Genomic DNA, 19,391 nt, shown 5'->3' on the forward strand with positions numbered 1-19,391 from the left:
TCTGTGTGACCCTATCCTTGGTTAGGCGCGGTAATGCACCAAGCCGCTGACAGAACGCAACATCTCTGCCGCGCGTTCGGGGGTGAGATCGCGCTGCGGCTCGGCGAGCATCTCGTAGCCGACCATGAATTTGCGCACCGAGGCCGAGCGCAGCAGCGGCGGGTAGAAGTGCGCGTGGAGCTGCCAGTGATCCTGCGCCCCCTCCCCGCCGAAGGGCGCGCCGTGCCACCCCATCGAATAGGGAAAGCTGGTCTGGAACAGGTTGTCATAGCGGGTGGTGAGCGCCTTGAGGATGCCTGCGAGGCTGGCGCGCTGGCTGCCGGTCAGATCGGGCATCCGCTGCACCGCAAAGCGCGGCAGCAGCAGCGTCTCGAACGGCCAGGCGGCCCAGAAGGGGACGATGGCGAGCCATTCGTGGTTGCTCTCGACCACGCGCTCGCCTGCGGCTTCGCGCTGCGCCAGGTCGAGCAGCAGCGGGCGGCCATGCTGGCTGAGGTAGTCGCGCTGGCGGGCGTCCTCGGTGGCGATCTCCTGCGGCAGGTGCGCGGTTGCCCAGATCTGGCCGTGGGGATGGGGGTTCGAACACCCCATCATCGCGCCCTTGTTTTCGAACACCTGCACATGCTGGAAGCGCTGGCCGAGCTCGGCGGTCTGGTCCGCCCATGTGCCAATGACGCTGCGCAATTGCTCATCGCGCAACAGCGGGAGCGACTTGCCGTGATCGGGAGAAAAGCAGATGACCCGGCACACCCCTGCCGATGCCTGCGCGCGCAGCAGCGGATCATCGCCGGCATCGCCCGCCTCGCTGTCCGCGAGCGCGGGGAAATCATTGTCGAAGACATGGACGCCCGCGTAATCCGGGTTCGCCTCGCCGCCCACCCGCGCGTTGCCGGGGCACAGGTAGCAGCCCGCGTCATAGGCGGGCGGGAGCGGATCGGGCGCGGTCACCTCGCCCTGCCACGGCCGGCCCATGCGCTGCGGCGAGACCTGCACCCAGCCGCCGGTCAGCGGATTGAAACGCCGGTGGGGGCGGGCGGGATCGAGGTTCACCCGAACACCTCCTCCTCTTCGGGCCGCCTTGCCAACCCGGCAAACACCTCGCGCGGGGCGAACCTTGCGCGGCCGCCCAATGCGAAGCGGTTGAAGGCGAGCGCGGCGATCACGCTCGTCGCCAGCGTCACCACCATGAAGTCGATATAGTGCAGCCTGATCGCGCCCGCCGGCTCGGCGATAAAGCTGAACATGGCGTAGAGCGCGAAGCCCCACACCACCCCGACAATCGCCGCGCGGCTTTCGACCCCGGTGAACAGCAGCCCGACGATAAAGGCCGAAAGGATCGGCATCGAACTGAGGCCGTTCAACTGCTGGAGCAGGTTGATGATGCTCTTGGCATTGTCGAACACCGGCACCAGCGCGACCGCGGCCACCGTCAGCACCAGGGTCACGATCCCCGACAGGCGCCAGTGGTTCTCGACCTTGCCGACGAACTTCTCGTGGAAATCGACCGCATAGAGCCCGACCGCCGCATTCATCACCGCTGCCGTGTGCGCAATCACCGCAGCAGCGATGGCAGCGGCGAAGACGCCCGAGAGCCACGGCGGCAGCACCTCGCCAACCAGCCTGCCATAGGCCGCATCGTCAATATCGCCGAACAACTGGAAGGCGACCACGCCGGGGATCACGACGATTGCCGGGATGATGCAGATACGCACCACCGCTGCGGCCAGCACGCCCTTCTGCGCCTCCTTCACCGAAGGGGCGGCCATGGCCTTCTGGGTGATCGGCTGGTTGGTCGACCAATAGTAGATCTGGATAAAGATCATGCCGGTGAACAGGGTGTGGAACGGGATCGGGCTGTCGGCGGCGCCCACCATCGTCAAACGCTCGGGCGGAACGCCGCGCGCGATGTCCCAATCGACCGCATTCAAGGCGAGGATCACCACCAGCACCGCGATGGCGAGCACGCCGATCCCGGAATAGGTCTCCATCACCGCCACCGCCCGAAGCCCGCCCGCCATGGTATAGGCCGCCGCGATCACCCCGAGAAGCGCCGCCAGCACCAGCAGCGGGTAATCGATCCCCGCGGTCTTCAGGAACAGCGCTCCCGAATAGAGCCCGGCAGGCAGGTAGATCAGCACCATCCCGAACAGGAACAACGCCGACACCAGCGTCCTGATGCCGCCCCCGCCATAGCGCTGTTCGAGAAGCTCGGTCACGGTCGTGACCCTGGCGCGGTAATAGATCGGCACAAACACATAGGCGAGGATCAAGAGGCCCACGAAGCCGCTGATCTCCCACCAGGCGAGCAGCAGCATCTGGTTGCCGTTCATGCCCACCAGCTGATCGGTCGAAAGGTTGGTCAAGGTGATCGCGCCCGCGACGAACAGCCAATTGAGCTTGCCGCCCGCAAGGTAGACGTCCTTCCTCGACCCGTCGTGCCCCTCGCGCCGCAGCGTCAGCCATGTGGCGAGCGCGATCGCCAGCGTCAGGCCGAGGCACACGGCGATCTGCGTGGGGTCTCCCCCCGTGGTTGCTGGTGCCATCTGCGCGCTTTCCCCTCTGGTTTTGCGCGGTTACAGCGCAATGGCGGGCCAGCGGCAAGCCCGCGCGCGCCGGTCATCACCGGCGCGGGCGAGACGGGAGAGGGTAGCCAGTGGAATTCGTAAGGCTCGACGGCGAGCGGCTGACGCTGGTGTTCGCGCTGGAGGTGGGCGGCGGAGCGGACCTCGTCTACCTCGGCGCGCGCCTGCCCGCGGGCGAGGATCTCGCCATGATCGCCGCCGCCACCGCGCACGGTCGGCACGAGAGCCAGCCCGATGTGCCGCCGGTTCCGGGGCTTCTGCCGGAGGGCAAGGCGGGGTGGAGCGGCACGCCTGCGGTGCGGCTGAGCGAAAGGCACGAGGATACCTGCTTTCTGTGCGCTACCGATTTCCGCCTCGCCGCCTGGGAGCACTATCCTACCGAACTGGTCCTCACCTTCTACGATGAAATGCTCGGGGTCGATATCGAGCAGAACTGGTGGCTCGGCCCATCGGGCATGATCTGCACCGAGGCGTCGATCAACAACGGCGGCGGGCGCAGGCTGGTGCTCGATCGGCTGAGCGCGCTCGCGCTGCCCTTGCCCCGTCGCTTCACCCACCTCACCAGCTTTAGCGGACGCTGGGCGGGGGAAATGCGCGAGGCTACCCGCCCGATCGCGCCCGAAGGTTTCGCGCGCACCTCGGTCGCCGGCAAGCCGGGATTTGCGGGGGGCAACTGGCTGATCTTCGAAGACCCCGCGTCGGGCGAGGTGCTGGGCGCGCATCTCGCATGGAGCGGCGATCACGACACCCGGATCGACCCCGACATGGTGGGCAGCGCCGATGGCCGCGCGGTGCTCCAGATGGGCGCGAGCTGGGACGGGGGCGAGGTCGATCTAGCGCACGAGGGTGGCTACCGCACGCCGGTGGCGATGGTGGCGCTGGCGGCCGACCGCTCCGCCCTCGCGCAAGTGTTCCACACCCACGCCCGCGCCATTCTCCCGAACCGCGAGGCGTGGCCCCCGCGCAAGGTCCACCTCAATTCGTGGGAGGCGCTGGGCTTCAACCTCTCCGAAGCGGGGCTGATGCGCCTTGCCGAGGATGCCGCCGCCCTCGGCATCGAGCGCTTCGTGCTCGACGATGGCTGGTTCGGCGGGCGGCGTGACGACACCACAAGCCTCGGCGACTGGTTCGTCTCGCCCGATATCTTCCCGAACGGTCTCGGCCCGTTGATCGCGCGCGTCCACGAACTCGGCATGGATTTCGGCCTGTGGGTGGAGCCGGAGATGGTCTCGCCCGACAGCGACCTTTACCGCGCCCACCCCGACTGGTGCCTGCACACCGAAGGCCGCGAGCGTCCGACGATGCGCGGCCAGCTGGCGCTCGACATGGCGCGCGCGGAGGTGCGCGATTATCTGTTCGAACGCCTCGACGCGCTGCTGCGCGAGCACGCCATCGCTTACCTCAAGTGGGATCACAACCGCGACCTCTTCCCCTCGGGCCCCGGGCAGACCGAGGGTTTCTATGCCCTCCTCGATGCCTTGCGCGCCGCCCATCCGCAGGTCGAGATCGAGAGCTGTTCGAGCGGCGGGGGGCGGATCGATTACGGCACACTCTCCCGCTGCACCCGCGTTTGGCCCTCCGACAACAACGACGCCATCGAGCGCCTGCGGATCATTCCCGCGTGGAGCCAGTTCCTGCCGCTGGAAGTGCTCGGCAGCCATGTCGGCCCCTCGCCCAATCCGATCACTGGCAGGCGGCTGGCGATGGACTTCCGCGCCAAGGTGGCGATGTTCGGGCACATGGGGGTCGAGGCCGATCCTGCGCGCATGACCGACAAGGAGCGCGAATGCCTTGGCCAGCACATCGCGCTCTACAAGGCGTGGCGCTCGGTGCTGCATGCGGGCGATTTGCACCGTCTTGCCCACCCCGATCCTGAGGTGACCGCGATGATGGTGGTCCACGAAGGCAAGGCCCTTGCCCTCGCCGCGCAGACCGCCTTCTCGCCGGTGTTCGATGCCGCGCCCTTGCGCCTCGCTGGGCTGGAGCCGGACGCCCGCTACCGCGTCACCCTGCCCGAACCCTGGCCGCCGAGAGCGCAGCACTACCTCGCCGCGCCGGAGCGGTGGCGCGGGGACCTGACCCTCTCGGGCACCGCGCTGATGACGCAGGGCCTTGCGCTGCCCCTCACCCACCCCGAAACCGCGTGGCTGATCGCGCTGGAGAGGCTCCCCGAATGAAACTCGGCTGCTGTTACTACCCCGAACACTGGCCCGAGGCGATGTGGGCCGATGATGCGCGGCGCATGCGGGAGATGGGCCTTGCCCTCGTGCGGATCGGCGAATTCGCGTGGAGCCGCCTTGAGCCCGAGCCGGGGCATTACGACTGGGGCTGGCTCGACCGCGCGATCGACACGCTCCACGCGGCGGGCCTCGAGGTGATCCTCGGCACGCCGACCGCGACCCCGCCCAAGTGGCTGGTCGACACGATGCCCGACATGGTCGCCATCGACGAGAAGGGCCGCCCGTGCGGCTTCGGCTCGCGGCGCCACTACTGCTTCAGCCACGAGGGCTATCGCGCCGAAGCCGCAAGGATCGTCACCGCGCTGGCGGAACGCTACGGGCGGCACCCCGCGCTCCACATGTGGCAGACCGACAACGAATATGGCTGCCACGATACCGTGCTGAGCTTTTCGGACGCCGCCGCCTCGGCCTTCCGGGGGTGGTGCGCTGCCCGTTATGGCACGGTGGAGGCCCTCAACGCGGCGTGGGGCAACGTGTTCTGGAGCATGGAATACAGGAGCTTCGCCGAGATCGATCCGCCCCACCTCACCGTCACCGAGGCGAACCCCGCGCACTGGCTCGATTACCGCCGCTTCGCCTCGGACCAGGTGGCGAGCTTCAACCGCGAGCAGGTCGATATCCTGCGGCGGCTCTCGCCCGGCACCCCCGTCACCCACAACTTCATGGGCTTCTTCACCGAGTTCGATCACCACGCCGTGGGCCGCGACATCGACGTGGCGACGTGGGATTCCTATCCGCTCGGCTTCCTTGAGCAATTCTGGTTCTCGGGCGAAGAGAAGGCCGCCTATTTCCGCCAGGGCCATCCCGATATCGCCGCCTTCCACCATGACCTCTACCGGGGATGCTCGCCCAAGGAATCCGGCTCGCGCTGGGGGGTGATGGAGCAGCAGCCGGGGCCGGTGAACTGGGCGCGCTTCAACCCCGCGCCGCTGCCGGGGATGGTGGCGCTGTGGACCCTCGAGGCAGCCGCGCACGGGGCCGAGCTTACCAGCTACTTCCGCTGGCGGCAGGCGCCGTTCGCGCAGGAGCAGATGCACGCCGGCCTCCTGCGCCCCGACAGCACCGAGGCCGAAGCCGCAGGCGAGGCGCGCGCGGCAGCGGCGGTGCTGGCCGGGATTGGTCCGCAGACGACCGGGCAGGCCCCGGTCGCGCTGGTATTCTCCTACGAGGCGGCGTGGACCATCGGCATCCAGCCGCAAGGGCAGAACTTCCGCTATCTCGAGCTGGCGTTCGAATGGTATCAGGCGCTGCGGGTGCGCGGGCTCGATGTCGACATCCTTGCGCCCGACGCCGATCTGTCGGGCTACCGCATGGTGCTGGTGCCGACGCTGCCAATCATCCCGGCGGGCTTCGCGGACAAGCTCGCGGCGCTCGATTGCCCGGTGCTCCTGGGGCCAAGGTCGGGCAGCAAGACGGAGAGCTTCTGCATCCCCGAAGGCCTCGCGCCGGGCGATCTCAAGCGAGCGATCCCGCTCACCGTCACCCGCGTCGAATCCCTGCGTGACGGTATCGCCGAGGCGGCAGAGGGCTTCACCGTCACCCGCTGGCGCGAGGATGTGGCGTCGGGCCTCGCCCCCGAGCTGTCCGACAAAGCGGGGCGCGGGGTGGTCTATGCCCATGGCCATGTGCGCTACTGCGCGATCTGGCCCGACCGTGCCCTGCTGCGGCGGCTTGTCGAGCGGATGGCAGGCAAGGCGGGCGTGCCGCTGCTCGACCTTCCCGAAGGTATCCGCATCCGGCGCACGGCTGCCCACGCCTTCACCTTCAACTATGCCGCCGAATCGGTCTTCGTGCCGCACCTCGGCGAGACCCTCGGCCCCGCCAGCTGGCACATCGCCCCGCGCTAGGCTTCCGCGAGCAACCGCCGGTAGTGATCCGCCAGCGTCTCGCGCCCGTATTCGGGGGTGAGATCAGCGGAATATTCGCCGCTCGCCGGGTCGAGCACCAGCATGCTCTCGGTCGCGTAATAGCGCGCGATGCGGGCGTATTCGGCCTTCTCGGCGAACCAGGGCGAGAACGGCGCGCCCAGGGCAAGCACCTTCTCGGCCCATGTGAACATCGCAGGGCTGACCGAACGGAAGCGTGGCTCCCGGCCCGCCGCCGCGAAAAGCAATTCCCCCGCATCGCGCAAGCTCAGCGCAGGCCCGGGGCCGCCGATGGGGAACACCTTGCCCAGCGCTCCGGGATTGCCGATGCACGAGGCGATGAAGCACGCCAGGTCATCGTCGCTGATCGGCTTGCAGCGGGTGAGGTTGCCGTCGCCGAAGATCAGGAACGGCTTGCCCGCCTTGACGCGCTTCACCTGCCCCGAGAGCGACTTGAAGAAGGCGGTCGGCCGGATGATCGTGTAGCCGATCCCGCTGGCTTGCAATTCAGCCTCGAAACGCAGCTTGGCGTGCTGGAACGCCAGCAAGGGCTTCTGCACGCAGATCGCCGAGAGCAGGATGAACTGCGCGACGCCCGCCTCGCGCGCCGCCGCGAGCAGCGTGGCATTCGCCCCGTAATCCACCGCCAGCGCATCCCCCGGCGCGCCCGAACGCGAGGCGATGCAGGAGATTACGACATCGATCCGGTCGTCCCTGATGCCGTCTGCCAGCGCGTCCGGCTCGATGAAAGCGCCGCGCGGGAGAGCGGCAACGTCATGCCCCTCCCCCTCCAGCCTTCGCAGCACCGCCGCGCCGATCGTTCCGCTCGCCCCGGCGAGGGCAATGCGGCGCGGGTGTTCGGAAAGCTCGGTCATCGCCCCACCCTTAGCGCGCCCCCTGCCCAAGCGCAAAAGTGCGAGTTGCCGCCCGCCCCTCCCCCCGCCAGCCTGTCAGCCAAGCGCTCGGGGAGAGGCGCCGCCGATGCAGGACCCTTACATCTACGTCGTGATCGTCAGCGCGCTGGCGCTGCTTGCCTATTATTTCACGCTGCTGAAGGCGGGGCTTGCGCGGGTGAAGTTCAAGGTGCCCGCGCCCTCGCACGAGGGGCCGGAGGAATATGTCCGCCATGTCCGCGCGCATCACAACACGCTCGAACACCTCGTGCTGTTCCTGCCCGGCATGTGGCTGTTCGCCTATGCGGTGAGCCCGCTATGGGCCGCTGCCATCGGCATCGTCTGGCCGCCGATGCGGGTGCTCTATGCGCTGGGCTATCACAAGGCGGCCGAAAAGCGACTGATCCCGCTCTACATCTCGATGCCGCCGATCTATATCTTCGTGCTCGGCTCGGCTGTAGGCGGGATCGTGAAACTGGCGCAAGGAGAGGCCTGAGCCATGGCAGACTATGATCTGGTGATCCGCGGCGGCACCATCGCCGACGGCACAGGCGGCGATCTGGTCGCCGGCGATGTCGCCATCACCGCCGGGCGCATCGCGGCAATCGGCAGCGTCGGCGGGCGCGGGGCCGACGAGATCGACGCGAAGGGCAAGATCGTCACCCCCGGCTTCATCGACGTCCACACGCATTACGATGGCCAGTGCATCTGGGCCGAGGAGCTTTCCCCCTCCTCCTCGCATGGCGTGACGACTGCGGTGATGGGCAATTGCGGCGTCGGCTTCGCGCCCTGCCGCAAGAGCGATCACGCCATGCTCGTCAACGTCATGGAGGGGGTCGAGGACATTCCCGGCGTGGTGATGACCGAGGGGCTCGACTGGGACTGGGAGACCTTTCCCGAGTATCTCGACAAGGTCGCCGCCGGAAAGCGCGACATCGACGTTGCCGCCTACCTGCCGCACTCACCCTTGCGGGTCTATGCGATGGGCGAACGCGGCGCAGCGCGCGAGGTGGCGAACGCGGATGATCTTGCAACGATGCGCCGCCTCACCGCCGAGGCGATGCGCGCAGGCGCGCTGGGCTTTGCGACCTCGCGGCTCTCGATCCACAAGACCGCCGACGGGCAGGCGATCCCGACCTTCGATACCGACATCGCCGAACTCGAAGCCATCGGCCGCGGGATGGCGGATGCGGGCGCGGGGACGTTCCAGGTGGTGCTCGATGCCTTTGTCGGGTGGGACAAGGAATATCCAGTGATCGAGCGGATGATCGCCGCCTCCGGCCGTCCGGCGACCTTCACCCTCGCCTCGGGCAATGACGCGCCGCCGCGCTGGCGGCGGGTGCTGGAGATGCTGGAGCGCACCAATGCCAGCGGCGGCGTGGCGAACGCGCAGGTGATGCCGCGCCCGATCGGGCTGATCGCGGGCCTCGAACTGACGGTGCACCCGTTCGTGCTGTGCCCGTCGTGGAGCAGGATCGCGCACCTTCCGATCCCCGAACAGGTCGCCGCGATGCGCGATCCCGCATTGCGCGCCGCACTGCTGAGCGAGGATTTCACCCCCGGCCACCCCTTCAACGAACTTGCCCGCAACTGGCGCTGGCTGTTCCCCTTGGACAACCCGCCCGACTACGCCCCGCCTGCGCACATGAGCATGGCGGGGCAGGCCGAGGCGCGCGGGTGCACCCCGCAGGAGGTCGCCTATGACCGGCTGCTGGCAACCGAGGGCCGCGGGTTGTTCCTTGCCGCGCTCGGCAATTACGAGAACGCCAGCCTCGCCAGCGCGCACGAGATGCTGCGCCACCCGCATTGCGTGCCCGGCCTCGGCGATGGGGGCGCGCATTATGGTGCGATCTGCGATGCGAGCTATTCGACCTACCTGCTCACCGAATTCGTGCAGAAGGACGGGCCGCTGAAGCTGGAACTGGCCGAGGCGGTGCACATGCTGGGCCGGAAGGCCGCGCGGGCGGTGGGCTTCGCCGACCGCGGCACGCTCGTGGTCGGCGGGCGCGCGGATCTCAACGTGATCGACCTCGATGGCCTCACCCTGCACCTCCCGCAAGTCGTCCGCGATCTGCCGGCAGGCGGCCGCCGCCTGCACCAGCGCGCCACCGGCTACGAGGCGACCATCGTCGCCGGCGAGATCATCCGCCGCTTCGACGAGAGCACCGGCGCGCGGCCGGGCAAGCTGGTGCGCGGCAGCGGCTACCGCGCGGCGGCCTAGAAGACCGAAGTCCCCATCCCGCCATCGACGACCAGCGACTGGCCGGTGACGAAGCTTGCCTGGGCAGAACAGAGCATCGCCACCAGCGCGCCAAGATCCTCGGGATCGCCAAAGCGGCCGGCGGGGATGCGGACCGCCTTGACGAAGCTTGCCACCTCCTCGTCATAGGTGCGCCCGTTGGCGGCAGCGCGCGGGTTCATCATCTCCTCGATCCCCGGCGTGTGGTGCATCCCGGGCAGCACCGCGTTGACCGTGACATTGTAAGGCGCAAGCTCCTTGGAGATCGCGTGGCAGTAATTGGCCAGTGCCGCGCGCGGCGGGCCGGACAGCACCCGCATCGCGGCCGGGTATTTGGCAGCACCGGTCGAGATGTTGACGATCCGGCCCCAGCGCCGTTCGACCATCGGGCCGGTCACCGCCTTGATGTAATCGATGGGGCTCAAGAGCGCGGTCGCCACCGATGCCTCGAAGGCTTCGCGCGAGACCTCGCGGAAGTCGCCGGTGAAGGGCGGCGGGGCGCAGGTGGCGACGAGGATGTCGGGATCGGGACAGGCCGAGAGGATCGTCTCGCGGCCCGCGTCCGAGGCATGATCGGCGACCAGCGGGTGGACCTTCGCGCCGGTTTCGGCGGCGATGGCGCGGCAGGTCTCCCCGAGCCGCGCGGCGCCCCTCGCCGAGATGAACACCTCGCAGCCCTCGCGCGCCAGCGCCAGCGCCGCGCCGCGGCCCATGCCTGCGCTGCCGCCATTGACGAGCGCGCGCCGCCCGCGAATTCCCAGATCCATGTGCCGGTCTCTCCCGCTATCCCTGCCCGCTTGTGACGCGGATGCGGGGGCGGGGGAACTGGCGAACTTGCTGGCGGGTCAGTCTGCGGGCGCGAGCGGGGGCGGCGGCGGGGCGGCGGACGCGGAGGCAAACAGCCGCCCGCTGCCCGCATCGGGGACCTCGACAAAGCCCGGCGGCGGGGTGATCTTCTTCGGCAGCTCGCCGACGATCCAGATATGGGTGAAGGCCGTGCGCGGCAGGCGGCGCAGCGCGCTCGACAGGCGCTGGCGCGAGCGGGTCTCCTTGCAATCCTCGCGCACCACGAGGTGCGAGGGATCGCGCACGAAGGGCTCGGCCGCCGGGTAGCTGACCTTCAAGGGGTTGACGCCGGGCTGCTGCCACTGGTCGTTCACGAAGGCATCGCGCCGCGCCATCGCCGCGCCCGAAAGGTGATCGAGCGGTGCCAGCGCCCAGCGCGTGCGGCAGGGCTTTACCGAAAAGAACGCAACCCGCGCGCCCTTGGGCATCTTGCCCAGCGCCGGCAGCGCCGCCTGCACCTGGCGGTCCTGCCGCGCAAAGGCGACCGTGGTCGTCGCCATGCGCACCCCGAAGAAGGCGAGCGCGATCCCGCATGCCAACAGCCACACCTTCGCGTGCTTGCCCTGCGCCAGTTTCCCCGCGCCGATCGCCACCAGCGCCAGCGCCAGCGCATAGGGCAGCAGGCGCATGTCGGCGAAGGCCGATCCGAACACCCGGAACGGCAGGGCAAGGAAGAACACGAAGCACAGCAGCGCCGCGATCCCCACTCCGCGCTCGAACCGCACGCTGCGCGATGCGACCGCCCAGCCGAGCAGCATCGCCAGCACCGCGAGCGAGGCCATGTCGAAATCGCGCCAGTAGGTGCGCAGGGCCGAGAGCAGCCACACGAACTTGTATTGCCAGGCCCAGCCCCCGATCGCCGCGCCCGAACTGGTCGCGCGCCAGATCACCATCGGCACGATCGGCAGCAGCAGCGGCCAGCACGCGGCAAGGATGCGCAAGGCAGCGCGCGCCGGATGGGTGCGGGCATTGATCGCCTCGGCAAGCATGGTCGATCCGGCGAGCAGCCCGAGGAACGCCCAGCCATAGGTATGCGCAACCCAGATCGCCGCCCCCGCCGCACCCAGCCACAAGGCCGCCAGCCCTTCGGACATTCGGTGCCCGCTGCGCCGGATATGCAGCCATGCGGCATAGGCAAGCAGCGCCAGGGCCATGCTCAGCGTGTAGTTGATGAAGCCGTAATTGAACGGGAAGCCGTAGATGAGCGGGATCGCGGCGAGCGCAAAGGGCGTGATGCGGCCATGCACCGCGCGGCTCACCAGCAGCAGGCCGAGCGCGCCCAGGCCCTGCGTCAGCAGCACCGTCGCCCGCACCGCGCCCTCGACACCCAGCAGCGGGTGGAACAGCTGGACGAGGATATCCCCGCCAAGATTGCCGATCAGCTGCCATTGGTAGCTGAAATAGGGCTGGAGGCCCGGGCGCTGGGCCAGCTCGGTCTGCACCGCGTGGCGCCCGAGGTGGCCGTAAAGGTCGGTGAGCGGCGCGATCCCCACCACCAGCAGCGGGGCGATGGCGATGAGGCACACCAGCGCGATCGCCCACCAGCGGTCGAGCGGGCCCTTCACCGGACGTGTGTCGCCAAGCGGCAGGATCGGCGATGACGCGCTCATTCGCGGGCCGCCGGCTTGAAGACGACGAACTGCGAAAGCAGGAAGAAGATCACGATATAGGCACCGATCGCCGGCACTTGCGCGAGCGCGCTGTCCGCCCCGAACACGCCTTGCGCGGCAAGCAGCACCGCGACATTGACCCCGTAGGCGATGGCGAAGGCGGCAAGGAAGCGCAGCACCTCGGGGGCGCTCACCTTGCCGGTCACGCCGAACACGAAGCGGCGATTGAGGGTGAAGGACAAGACGAGCCCCACGCCATAGCCTGCCGCATTGGCCGCAAGCCCGTTCATTCCGGCCCACAGCCCGCCGAAGATCACCGCCCAGCCCACTGCCGAATTCGCAAGGCCAGTGAGCCCGAAACACAGCAGGCGGGCAAGCATCGTGTCAGGCTCTCTCAGCGCGCGGCGAGGCGGTATTGCGCGCCGAGCGGCAGCCAGCCGAGCGCGGCTTCAAGCGGACGCAGCGCCGCGGCGAAGGCCGGGAAGAACAGTGTCCACTTGAGGTCGATGTCGGTGAAGCCCGCAGCGCGGAAGCGGCGGCGCATTTCCGGCGCGCTGATCAGCACCGCATTCACATCGAAAGGACAGGTCGCCACCGCATGGCGGGTGAGCGGGTTCCAGGGGTTGTGCTCGAACAGGATAAAGCGGCCCTTGGGGGCGAGCACCCGGCGGATCTCGGCAAGCAGACGGATATGGTCTTCGGCCGGGATGTGGTGGAACACGCAGGCCGTGAAGACGAGGTCGAAGCTCGCGTCCTCGAAGGGCAGGGTCCGCCCGTCATAACACACGGCCTCCAGCGGACGGATCGCGCGCGCCTGGCAATGGGTGAGCGAGCGCGCCGAAACGTCGAGAGCGGTCAGCGCGGCATCGGGAAAGGCGGCTTGCAGGTGGGCGATGCAATTGCCCCGCCCCGCGCCGAAATCCATGATCCGCTGCGGCGCAAGGCCGGCGGCGGCAGCCACAAGCGCGGCTTCCTTCGCCTTGTATTGGGCGAAGAATTCCGGGTCCTCCCCGCTCAGCTTGACCGAGTTGGCGTGCTGGGCGTCATATTCGTCAACGTAAGCGTCGAATTCAGCCTGCGACACGGATACCCTCGCCCACCTTGGTGTCGATCATGCCGCCCTCGGCCACATGGCTTGCGGTCTCGGCGGGTTCCTCGTTGGCGGCGATCGGATGGCGGCGCACCTCGGAGATGATGAACAGCGGACGGCTCTTGCCCTCCATGTACATGCGGCCGAGATATTCGCCGAACACGCCGAGCACCAGCAGCTGGACCGAGCCCATGATGAGCGTCAGCGCGGCCAGGCTCGCCCAGCCCTGCACCGTGCCGCCCGCCAGCCACGACCACAGGATGCCGACCAGCGAGACGAGGCCGGCCAGGCCGAACAGCATCCCGAGGTGCGAGGCAAAGCGCAGCGGAACGACCGAGAAGCTCGTCACCGCATCGACCGCGAGCGCGAGCATCTTGCGCAAGGGGTAGTTGGTCTCCCCCGCGTAGCGCGCGTCGCGTTCATAGGGAAAGGCGGTCTGGTTGAAACCGATGTAGCTGACCAGCCCGCGGATGAAGCGGTAGCGTTCCGGCATGGCATTGAGCTGGTCGACCACGCGGCGGGTCATCAGGCGGAAATCGCCGGTGTCGCGCGGAATGTGGGTATCGACCATGCTGGCAAGGCCGCGGTAGAACAGCGCCGCGGTGCCGCGCTTGAAAGCGGTCTCGCCGTGGCGCTTGGTGCGCTGGCCATAGACCACGTCATAGCCCTGCCTGAGCTGTTCGAGCATCGGGCCGAGCAGTTCGGGCGGGTCCTGCAAGTCGGCATCCAGCACGAAGATGATCTCGCCGCGCACATGGTTGAGGCCCGCGGTCAGCGCCAGCTGGTGGCCGTGGTTGCGCGACAGGTTGATCGCGACGATGCGCGGATCATGGTCGGCGTGCTGGCAGATCGCGTTCCAGCTGCCATCCTTCGAGCCATCGTTGACGAGGATGAATTCATACCGCTCGCCGAACTGGGCGTGGGCGGCGGCGGTAACGCGCTCGATCAGCGCGTCGAGCCCTGCTTCCTCGTTGTAGACGGGGATGACGACGGACAGCTCGATCGAGCCGGGAAGATGGTGCGGAAGCTGCAAGTTCTCAGTCCTCCTGAAGCCTGGGTGGTGCCGGCGATGCTGAAACACGTGATCAGTCGCGCACTCCGGCCATCTGCCCCGGACCTGCCCCTGCGCGAAGGGCGCGCGCCTCATGATTCCAAACAGGGGAGGCGCGGGTATGGCCATTGAACGAAGTTTGGGCGCGGGGCAACCGTTTTTGCCCCATTGCGGCCACATTTCGCGCCGCGCCTCGATGTAGGCGGCCTCGGCGGATTATGCCGCTCCCGCCCCGTCCAGCCTCATTTCATCGTCCGCCAGAACCGGCACGCATTCTTGCCCGCGGCATAGCCCGGCCAGCTTTCGGGATCGGCGAGCTTGCGGGCGAGCTGCGCCATGACATAGGGCGGCTCGCATTTCTGGTCCGGGGACTGCCCGGCGCGGTGCGAATAGCCCGCCTTGTGCGCCGCCTCGTGCACATAGGTGCCAACCAGCCCCGCCGCCGGCCGGTCCAGCCGGTAGCGGTTGAGCAGGATGAACCGCTCCCCGGTGCGCGCATCGGTGCTGCCCTCGTAGGCGAGGTTCCCGCCGAACCGCGCATCCCTTTGCGCCTGCGCGCCGCCTCTGGTGTCGATATGCAGCCCCGCGAAAGCGGTCTGGATCGCCGCAGTGGCCTCCACCGGGTCAAAGCCGCGCCAATAGCGGTTCGCCTTCACCCAGCGCGCCGGAAGCGCGGCATGGAATGCGGCGAGTTCGGCGGCGAAGGCGCGCGAGCTGACAATATCGACGGCGACCGGCGCTGCGGCGGCGAGCTTGGCGCGTTCCGCAGCCGAAAGCCTGCCGTTGCGGTCAACCGAAGCGAAGCAGACGCCCGCGTTCCGGCCCGTGCCGCACAGCGGCCGCACGGCAGCGCCCGCCAAGGGCACCGCCTGGCAGAGCAACGCCGCCGCTACCGCCGCAACCGAACCCCTCACGCCAAGCCGCCCCCCTTTTGCCAACCCCGCCGAACAAACACCGGCCGCCGACCGGATAGCGAAATCAGCAGCAGCAGGCGATGGCGAAGAGATGGGGCGGTGGCCGGGTTTACGTGAGTCGAACACGGGACCGTATCATTACGCAAAATCTCTTTTTTTCCGTGATTTACATGCGTGTCCAGGCTGCGGTGAACCCGGCTCGCACCGAAAACCGCGCTGCCCAAATGTTGCCCAATCTCGCTTACCCTCGTTCAGCGTTGTTGTTGCCGAAATACGCCATGTTGCTGAAGCTTTTGATCAACAGCACCAAGGGCAGAGCGCAGATACCTCATTCTCCTTCAATGCGGCGGGGTCAAAGCGTGGGCCGGCTATCGGGGCCAATGCGGCCGATCAACGCGATCGAGCCCCGCACGCTCACCGCATTGGCTTCGATGATCGCGTAGTCCACCTTGAATAGCGCGACCCGGTACCCTGTCTCACGGCCCAGCCAGGCAAGCTGCGGGCGATAATTTCCAGCCGGGCGCGCCTCCCATTGCAACCACACCGATTGACCGAGCGCCTTGCGGCCCGACGGTTCGGCCGCCGGATTGATCTGACGCAGCAGTGCAAGCGCGTTCGCCTCATGCTGGATCGCCTCTACTTGTGCAAGTTGGCGCGACTGCGTCTGAAGCAAGCTAAGGCGAAAATCGATCAGCGCCATCAGGCCCAGCGACAATATGGCGAGTGCGACCAAGAGCTCCAGCGTGCTGAAACCCTGTGTTCGAGATCGCGCGATCACAGCGGAACCGTTTCGTATACGCTCGTCAAGGAAGCAATCAGCCCGTAAACGATAAGCCCGACAAACAGCGAAACGGCAACCACCACTGTTTGCTCAAGCACCCCGGTTGTGCGCTTCAGGCTCTCTCGAAGCCCCAGCTCCGTGTCGATGGCGATGCGCCTGAACATGTCGGCCAGAAGCCCCGATTCCTCGCCCGCCCGCACGAGGCTCAACTGCGCCTCATCCAGCAGCCCGATCGCAGCGATCGCGTCTGCCACCCGGCTTCCGACGCGCAATTCGCGCGAGGCGTTGATTGCCCGTTCCTGCAACGAAGTATCCTTAAGGCCATCCGCAGCCAGCCCCATCGCATCGACGATCGAAATGCGTGCGAGCAGCGCAAAGGTCATGATGCGACACCACCTTTCGCGTTCTCTTTGCAGCGACAGGCGCGCAAGCAAAGGGATGTGGCGGATTGCATAGCGGCGCAGCCAGGCATTATCGCCACGCAGACCAGTGACTATCAGGAACAGGAACGCGACGAGCGGGGCGATCAGCGCCAGCCCAAAACTCTGCTGCGCAACGTCCCCGAGCCAGAAGATTTGCCGTGACATCGCATCAAGCTGATCGCGACGTTCGCCGATCAGCGTTGCAAAACGGGGTATGACAAACAGCAGCATGATCATGCCGACCAGCAATCCGGCAACCGATAAGAAGGTCGGATAGACGAGCGCGCTCTTGATGGTTGCTGCGATGCGTTCCTCTGCCTCTAGCTGTTCGACGGCGTGGCCGATGGTTTCTGCAAGGCAGCCGCCGGCCTCTCCGGCATTGACCAGCGCGAGGATGTCGGACGGCATTCCCGGGATCGCGGTCCTGAGGCATACACCCAACGGCTTTCCGCTCCGTAGTTCGGACATAGCAACGTCGATCGCCGAACGCAGTGTCGGTGTGGCTGCCCCGGCCTGCATCGCCATGAGTGCCTGCATCAGATCGACGCGTGCTTGCAGCATCAAGCCCAATTGTCGCAGCAGAGCAATCTGGTCGCGGCGGGAGGTTGCCTTGCTGCTGGCGGTGTCGCCTGCACCGCAGTGTTCCAGCTTAACAACGGTCAGATGCTGACGTGTGACCCGGGCAAAGGCTTGGGTCGCGTTGTCGGCTTGCACCGTTCCGCGCTGCCGCCGTCCGTTACCGTCAATCGCGACATAAAGATAATGGCTTGCACCGTCACCCGCCATTTCAGTCTCCCAGCACACGCTGGATTTCGGCCGCGTCGGTTAACCCGGCGTCCGCTTTGTCGCGAGCGTCATCGATCATCGGCCGATAGCGCGTCTGCGAGGCAATCTGTTCAAGCTCGCTCTGCGGGGCGTTACGCCGGATCGCGTCGCGCAGCAGCGGTTCGACGCCCATAAGTTCATAGACGCCGATCCGCCCGCTATATGCGTTGTCTGCGCAGCGCCGCCGCAACAGGCGTTGCGCGATGATCCCGCTGATCGCCTCAGCTAGCAGATAGCCTTCAATGCCAAGGTCAACCATGCGCGTGATCGATGCTGCCGCTGAGCGGGTGTGCAGGGTGGAAATCACCAAATGCCCGGTCATTGCCGCGCGCGTTGCCATTTGTGCCGTTTCGGAATCGCGAATTTCGCCCACAAAGATGACATCAGGATCCTGGCGCAGCATCGATCGCAGGCCAGTGGCGAAATCAAGCCCGATATCCTGCCGCACGTTGACCTGGATCACCCCTGGAAGATCAATTTCGACAGGGTCTTCGATGGTGATGATCTTGCGTGAACCGTCATTCAACTGCTCGAGCAATTTATAAACCGTTGTCGTTTTTCCCGATCCGGTGGGGCCCGCGATCAACAGCAGGCCGGCAGGCTGGCGGATCAGATCGCCCAATTGCTGGGCCATCGCCGGCGCCATACCCAGTTCGGCGAGCGAAGGCAGGTCGATGGTGCGGCCCAGAAAGCGCAGGACGATCGATTCGCCCCAGACGCCCGGCAGGCAGGATGCGCGAATATCGACGTCGCGGCCGGCAATTCGGAGAGCGTAACGGCCGTCCTGCGGCATTCGCCGTTCGGCAATATCCATTCCGCACAAGAGTTTGATGCGCGAGGCGATCGCTGCAAAGCGGATCGCAGCAACAGTGCGCCAAAGATGAAGCGTTCCATCAATCCGCAAGCGGATCTGCATGTCACCCTTGAAGGGCTCGATATGGATGTCGCTAGCCCGGCGGGCCATCGCTTCGGACAGCATTGCATTGATGAATTCGATTGCCGGCGCGTCTTCCGCCAATTCTTCCAACTTGCCGATGACGCCCGATGAAGGCTGGCTGCTGCCGCCCTCCTCCAGATCGGCCAGAACGGCGCGCAGCAGGCGCAACGCGATCACGAAGCGGCGGCCGGGCCCAATGTCCCACTGCTCCACCGCCTCTTCGATCAGCGCATTGCTGCAACTGGCAAAGGCGATGCAGGGACGATCAAGCGCGTCGCACCAGATCAACACTTCCTGCTCTGCAAGCCAGCTCAGCGAAAACCGCAAGGTTTTTTGCGCGGCAAGGATCTGACCGCTCGCGGGCGCGTCGGTCAGCAAGGGCAGGTCCATGACCTCCGCCAATGCCTCGCCCAGCCGCTCGTCACCGATAACACCCAGGCGGATCAATGCCGCAGCGATCGAGCCGCCGCCATGCGCCTGTAACGCCCGAGCCTCGACAAGGTCAGCCTGCGAAATCAAGCCGTCTGAGGTAAGAAAGTCTAAATCACTAATGTACAAAGCCGAAAACCTTGAGATCTCTCAAAGACCATCATATCCTTGAGTCACATTCAATGCTGTCATTTGGTATAAATAACATGAAGAATATCCGATCAAAATTTGAAAATGGTTTCACTTTGGTAGAATTAATTATCGTTTTGGCGATAATTGGTCTCATTATGGCGTTGGTTGCTCCTCGCTTGATGGAGCAATTCGATAAGTCCAAAGTCGTTGCTGCGCGCGCACAAATTCGCTCTTTGGAATCGGCGCTGACATCGATGCGGCTCGATATCGATCGCTATCCGAGCAGCGCCGAGGGGCTTGCGCTCCTGCAGCTCCCGGCCGCCGATGTCGCGGAAAGCTGGCAAGGGCCTTATCTGGCGGAGGGCGTGCCGAAGGATCCTTGGGGGCGCCCGTTCATCTATCGCGAGCCGCAAACGCCTGATGGGCGGCCGGCCGTCGGCACGCTGGGCAGCGACGGATCGGCAGGTGGCACAGGCACCGCGCGCGACATTTTTGTGGGCGGCGCCGATGCCGGCATCCGGTAGCGATCGAGGCT

General features: G+C 66.7%; 17 protein-coding genes. 5 read left to right on the forward strand and 12 right to left on the reverse strand.

From position 1 onward, the window contains the following. Positions 1 to 21: 21 nt before the first annotated feature. Together D620_RS0113165 and D620_RS0113170 are read right to left on the reverse strand one after the other, a co-directional pair. Positions 22 to 1,050 (reverse strand): UDP-glucose--hexose-1-phosphate uridylyltransferase, encoded by a 1,029-nt coding sequence (locus D620_RS0113165; RefSeq protein WP_017666287.1) that lies wholly within the window; start codon positions 1,048 to 1,050, stop codon positions 22 to 24. Beyond that, positions 1,047 to 2,543 (reverse strand): sodium:solute symporter family transporter, encoded by a 1,497-nt coding sequence (locus tag D620_RS0113170; RefSeq protein WP_051020621.1) that lies wholly within the window; start codon positions 2,541 to 2,543, stop codon positions 1,047 to 1,049. Before D620_RS0113170 ends, D620_RS0113165 begins: the two co-directional genes overlap by 4 nt. A 110-nt stretch (positions 2,544 to 2,653) precedes the next feature. Here D620_RS0113170 and D620_RS0113175 point away from each other — a divergent pair, with 110 nt between their 5' ends. Beyond that, positions 2,654 to 4,759 carry an alpha-galactosidase gene (locus D620_RS0113175; RefSeq protein ID WP_017666289.1) on the forward strand — a complete coding sequence of 702 codons (2,106 nt, stop codon included), beginning with the start codon at positions 2,654 to 2,656 and terminating at the stop codon, positions 4,757 to 4,759. Continuing rightward, the gene (locus D620_RS0113180) at positions 4,756 to 6,669 is read left to right on the forward strand and encodes a beta-galactosidase (protein ID WP_017666290.1); all 1,914 of its coding nucleotides are present in this window, start codon (positions 4,756 to 4,758) and stop codon (positions 6,667 to 6,669) included. Before D620_RS0113175 ends, D620_RS0113180 begins: the two co-directional genes overlap by 4 nt. Here D620_RS0113180 and D620_RS0113185 read toward each other — a convergent pair. Continuing rightward, positions 6,666 to 7,562 carry an NAD(P)H-binding protein gene (locus D620_RS0113185; RefSeq protein ID WP_017666291.1) on the reverse strand — a complete coding sequence of 299 codons (897 nt, stop codon included), beginning with the start codon at positions 7,560 to 7,562 and terminating at the stop codon, positions 6,666 to 6,668. The genes D620_RS0113180 and D620_RS0113185 overlap by 4 nt on opposite strands. Before the next feature lie 106 nt (positions 7,563 to 7,668). Here D620_RS0113185 and D620_RS16680 point away from each other — a divergent pair, with 106 nt between their 5' ends. Further along, on the forward strand, positions 7,669 to 8,076 hold the full coding sequence (locus D620_RS16680) for an MAPEG family protein (RefSeq protein WP_017666292.1): 408 nt from the start codon (positions 7,669 to 7,671) through the stop codon (positions 8,074 to 8,076). Positions 8,077 to 8,079: 3 nt separating this feature from the next. Continuing rightward, positions 8,080 to 9,801 carry an N-acyl-D-amino-acid deacylase family protein gene (locus tag D620_RS0113195; protein ID WP_017666293.1) on the forward strand — a complete coding sequence of 574 codons (1,722 nt, stop codon included), beginning with the start codon at positions 8,080 to 8,082 and terminating at the stop codon, positions 9,799 to 9,801. On the opposite strand, the gene D620_RS0113200 is transcribed toward D620_RS0113195, so the two are convergent. The 9 genes from D620_RS0113200 to D620_RS15370 all read right to left on the reverse strand — a co-directional run bounded on the left by D620_RS0113200 (position 9,798) and on the right by D620_RS15370 (position 18,814). Next, a complete protein-coding gene (locus D620_RS0113200; RefSeq protein ID WP_017666294.1) occupies positions 9,798 to 10,586 on the reverse strand; it encodes an SDR family oxidoreductase in 789 nt (262 codons plus the stop codon). The two genes, D620_RS0113195 and D620_RS0113200, sit on opposite strands and share 4 nt — an antisense overlap. Before the next feature lie 78 nt (positions 10,587 to 10,664). Beyond that, a complete protein-coding gene (locus tag D620_RS15360) occupies positions 10,665 to 12,275 on the reverse strand; it encodes a hypothetical protein (RefSeq protein ID WP_017666295.1) in 1,611 nt (536 codons plus the stop codon). After that, a complete protein-coding gene (locus D620_RS15365) occupies positions 12,272 to 12,655 on the reverse strand; it encodes a GtrA family protein (protein WP_017666296.1) in 384 nt (127 codons plus the stop codon). The genes D620_RS15360 and D620_RS15365 overlap by 4 nt, the downstream gene beginning before the upstream one ends. Positions 12,656 to 12,669: 14 nt before the next feature. Further along, on the reverse strand, positions 12,670 to 13,359 hold the full coding sequence (locus D620_RS0113215) for a class I SAM-dependent methyltransferase (protein WP_017666297.1): 690 nt from the start codon (positions 13,357 to 13,359) through the stop codon (positions 12,670 to 12,672). Further along, a complete protein-coding gene (locus tag D620_RS0113220) occupies positions 13,346 to 14,398 on the reverse strand; it encodes a glycosyltransferase family 2 protein (RefSeq protein WP_017666298.1) in 1,053 nt (350 codons plus the stop codon). Before D620_RS0113220 ends, D620_RS0113215 begins: the two co-directional genes overlap by 14 nt. Positions 14,399 to 14,658: 260 nt before the next feature. Beyond that, entirely contained in the window at positions 14,659 to 15,330 is a 672-nt protein-coding gene (locus D620_RS0113225) for a hypothetical protein (RefSeq protein ID WP_155800162.1), read from the reverse strand. Between the two features lie 352 nt (positions 15,331 to 15,682). After that, positions 15,683 to 16,063 carry a hypothetical protein gene (locus tag D620_RS0113230; RefSeq protein WP_155800164.1) on the reverse strand — a complete coding sequence of 127 codons (381 nt, stop codon included), beginning with the start codon at positions 16,061 to 16,063 and terminating at the stop codon, positions 15,683 to 15,685. 41 nt (positions 16,064 to 16,104) lie between these two features. Continuing rightward, positions 16,105 to 17,319, reverse strand: coding sequence for a type II secretion system F family protein (locus D620_RS0113235; protein WP_033376891.1), 1,215 nt, complete (start codon positions 17,317 to 17,319; stop codon positions 16,105 to 16,107). Between the two features lies 1 nt (position 17,320). Continuing rightward, positions 17,321 to 18,814: a GspE/PulE family protein gene (locus tag D620_RS15370; RefSeq protein WP_155800166.1), complete on the reverse strand. Its 1,494-nt coding sequence runs from the start codon at positions 18,812 to 18,814 to the stop codon at positions 17,321 to 17,323. 116 nt (positions 18,815 to 18,930) lie between these two features. Here D620_RS15370 and gspG point away from each other — a divergent pair, with 116 nt between their 5' ends. Continuing rightward, positions 18,931 to 19,380, forward strand: a complete 450-nt coding sequence (gspG, locus tag D620_RS0113245; protein WP_026092206.1) for a type II secretion system major pseudopilin GspG — start codon at positions 18,931 to 18,933, stop codon at positions 19,378 to 19,380. Positions 19,381 to 19,391 lie beyond the last annotated feature (11 nt).

Origin of the sequence: Porphyrobacter sp. AAP82, from assembly GCF_000331285.1 — a bacterium.
Classification (GTDB): Bacteria; Pseudomonadota; Alphaproteobacteria; order Sphingomonadales; family Sphingomonadaceae; genus Erythrobacter.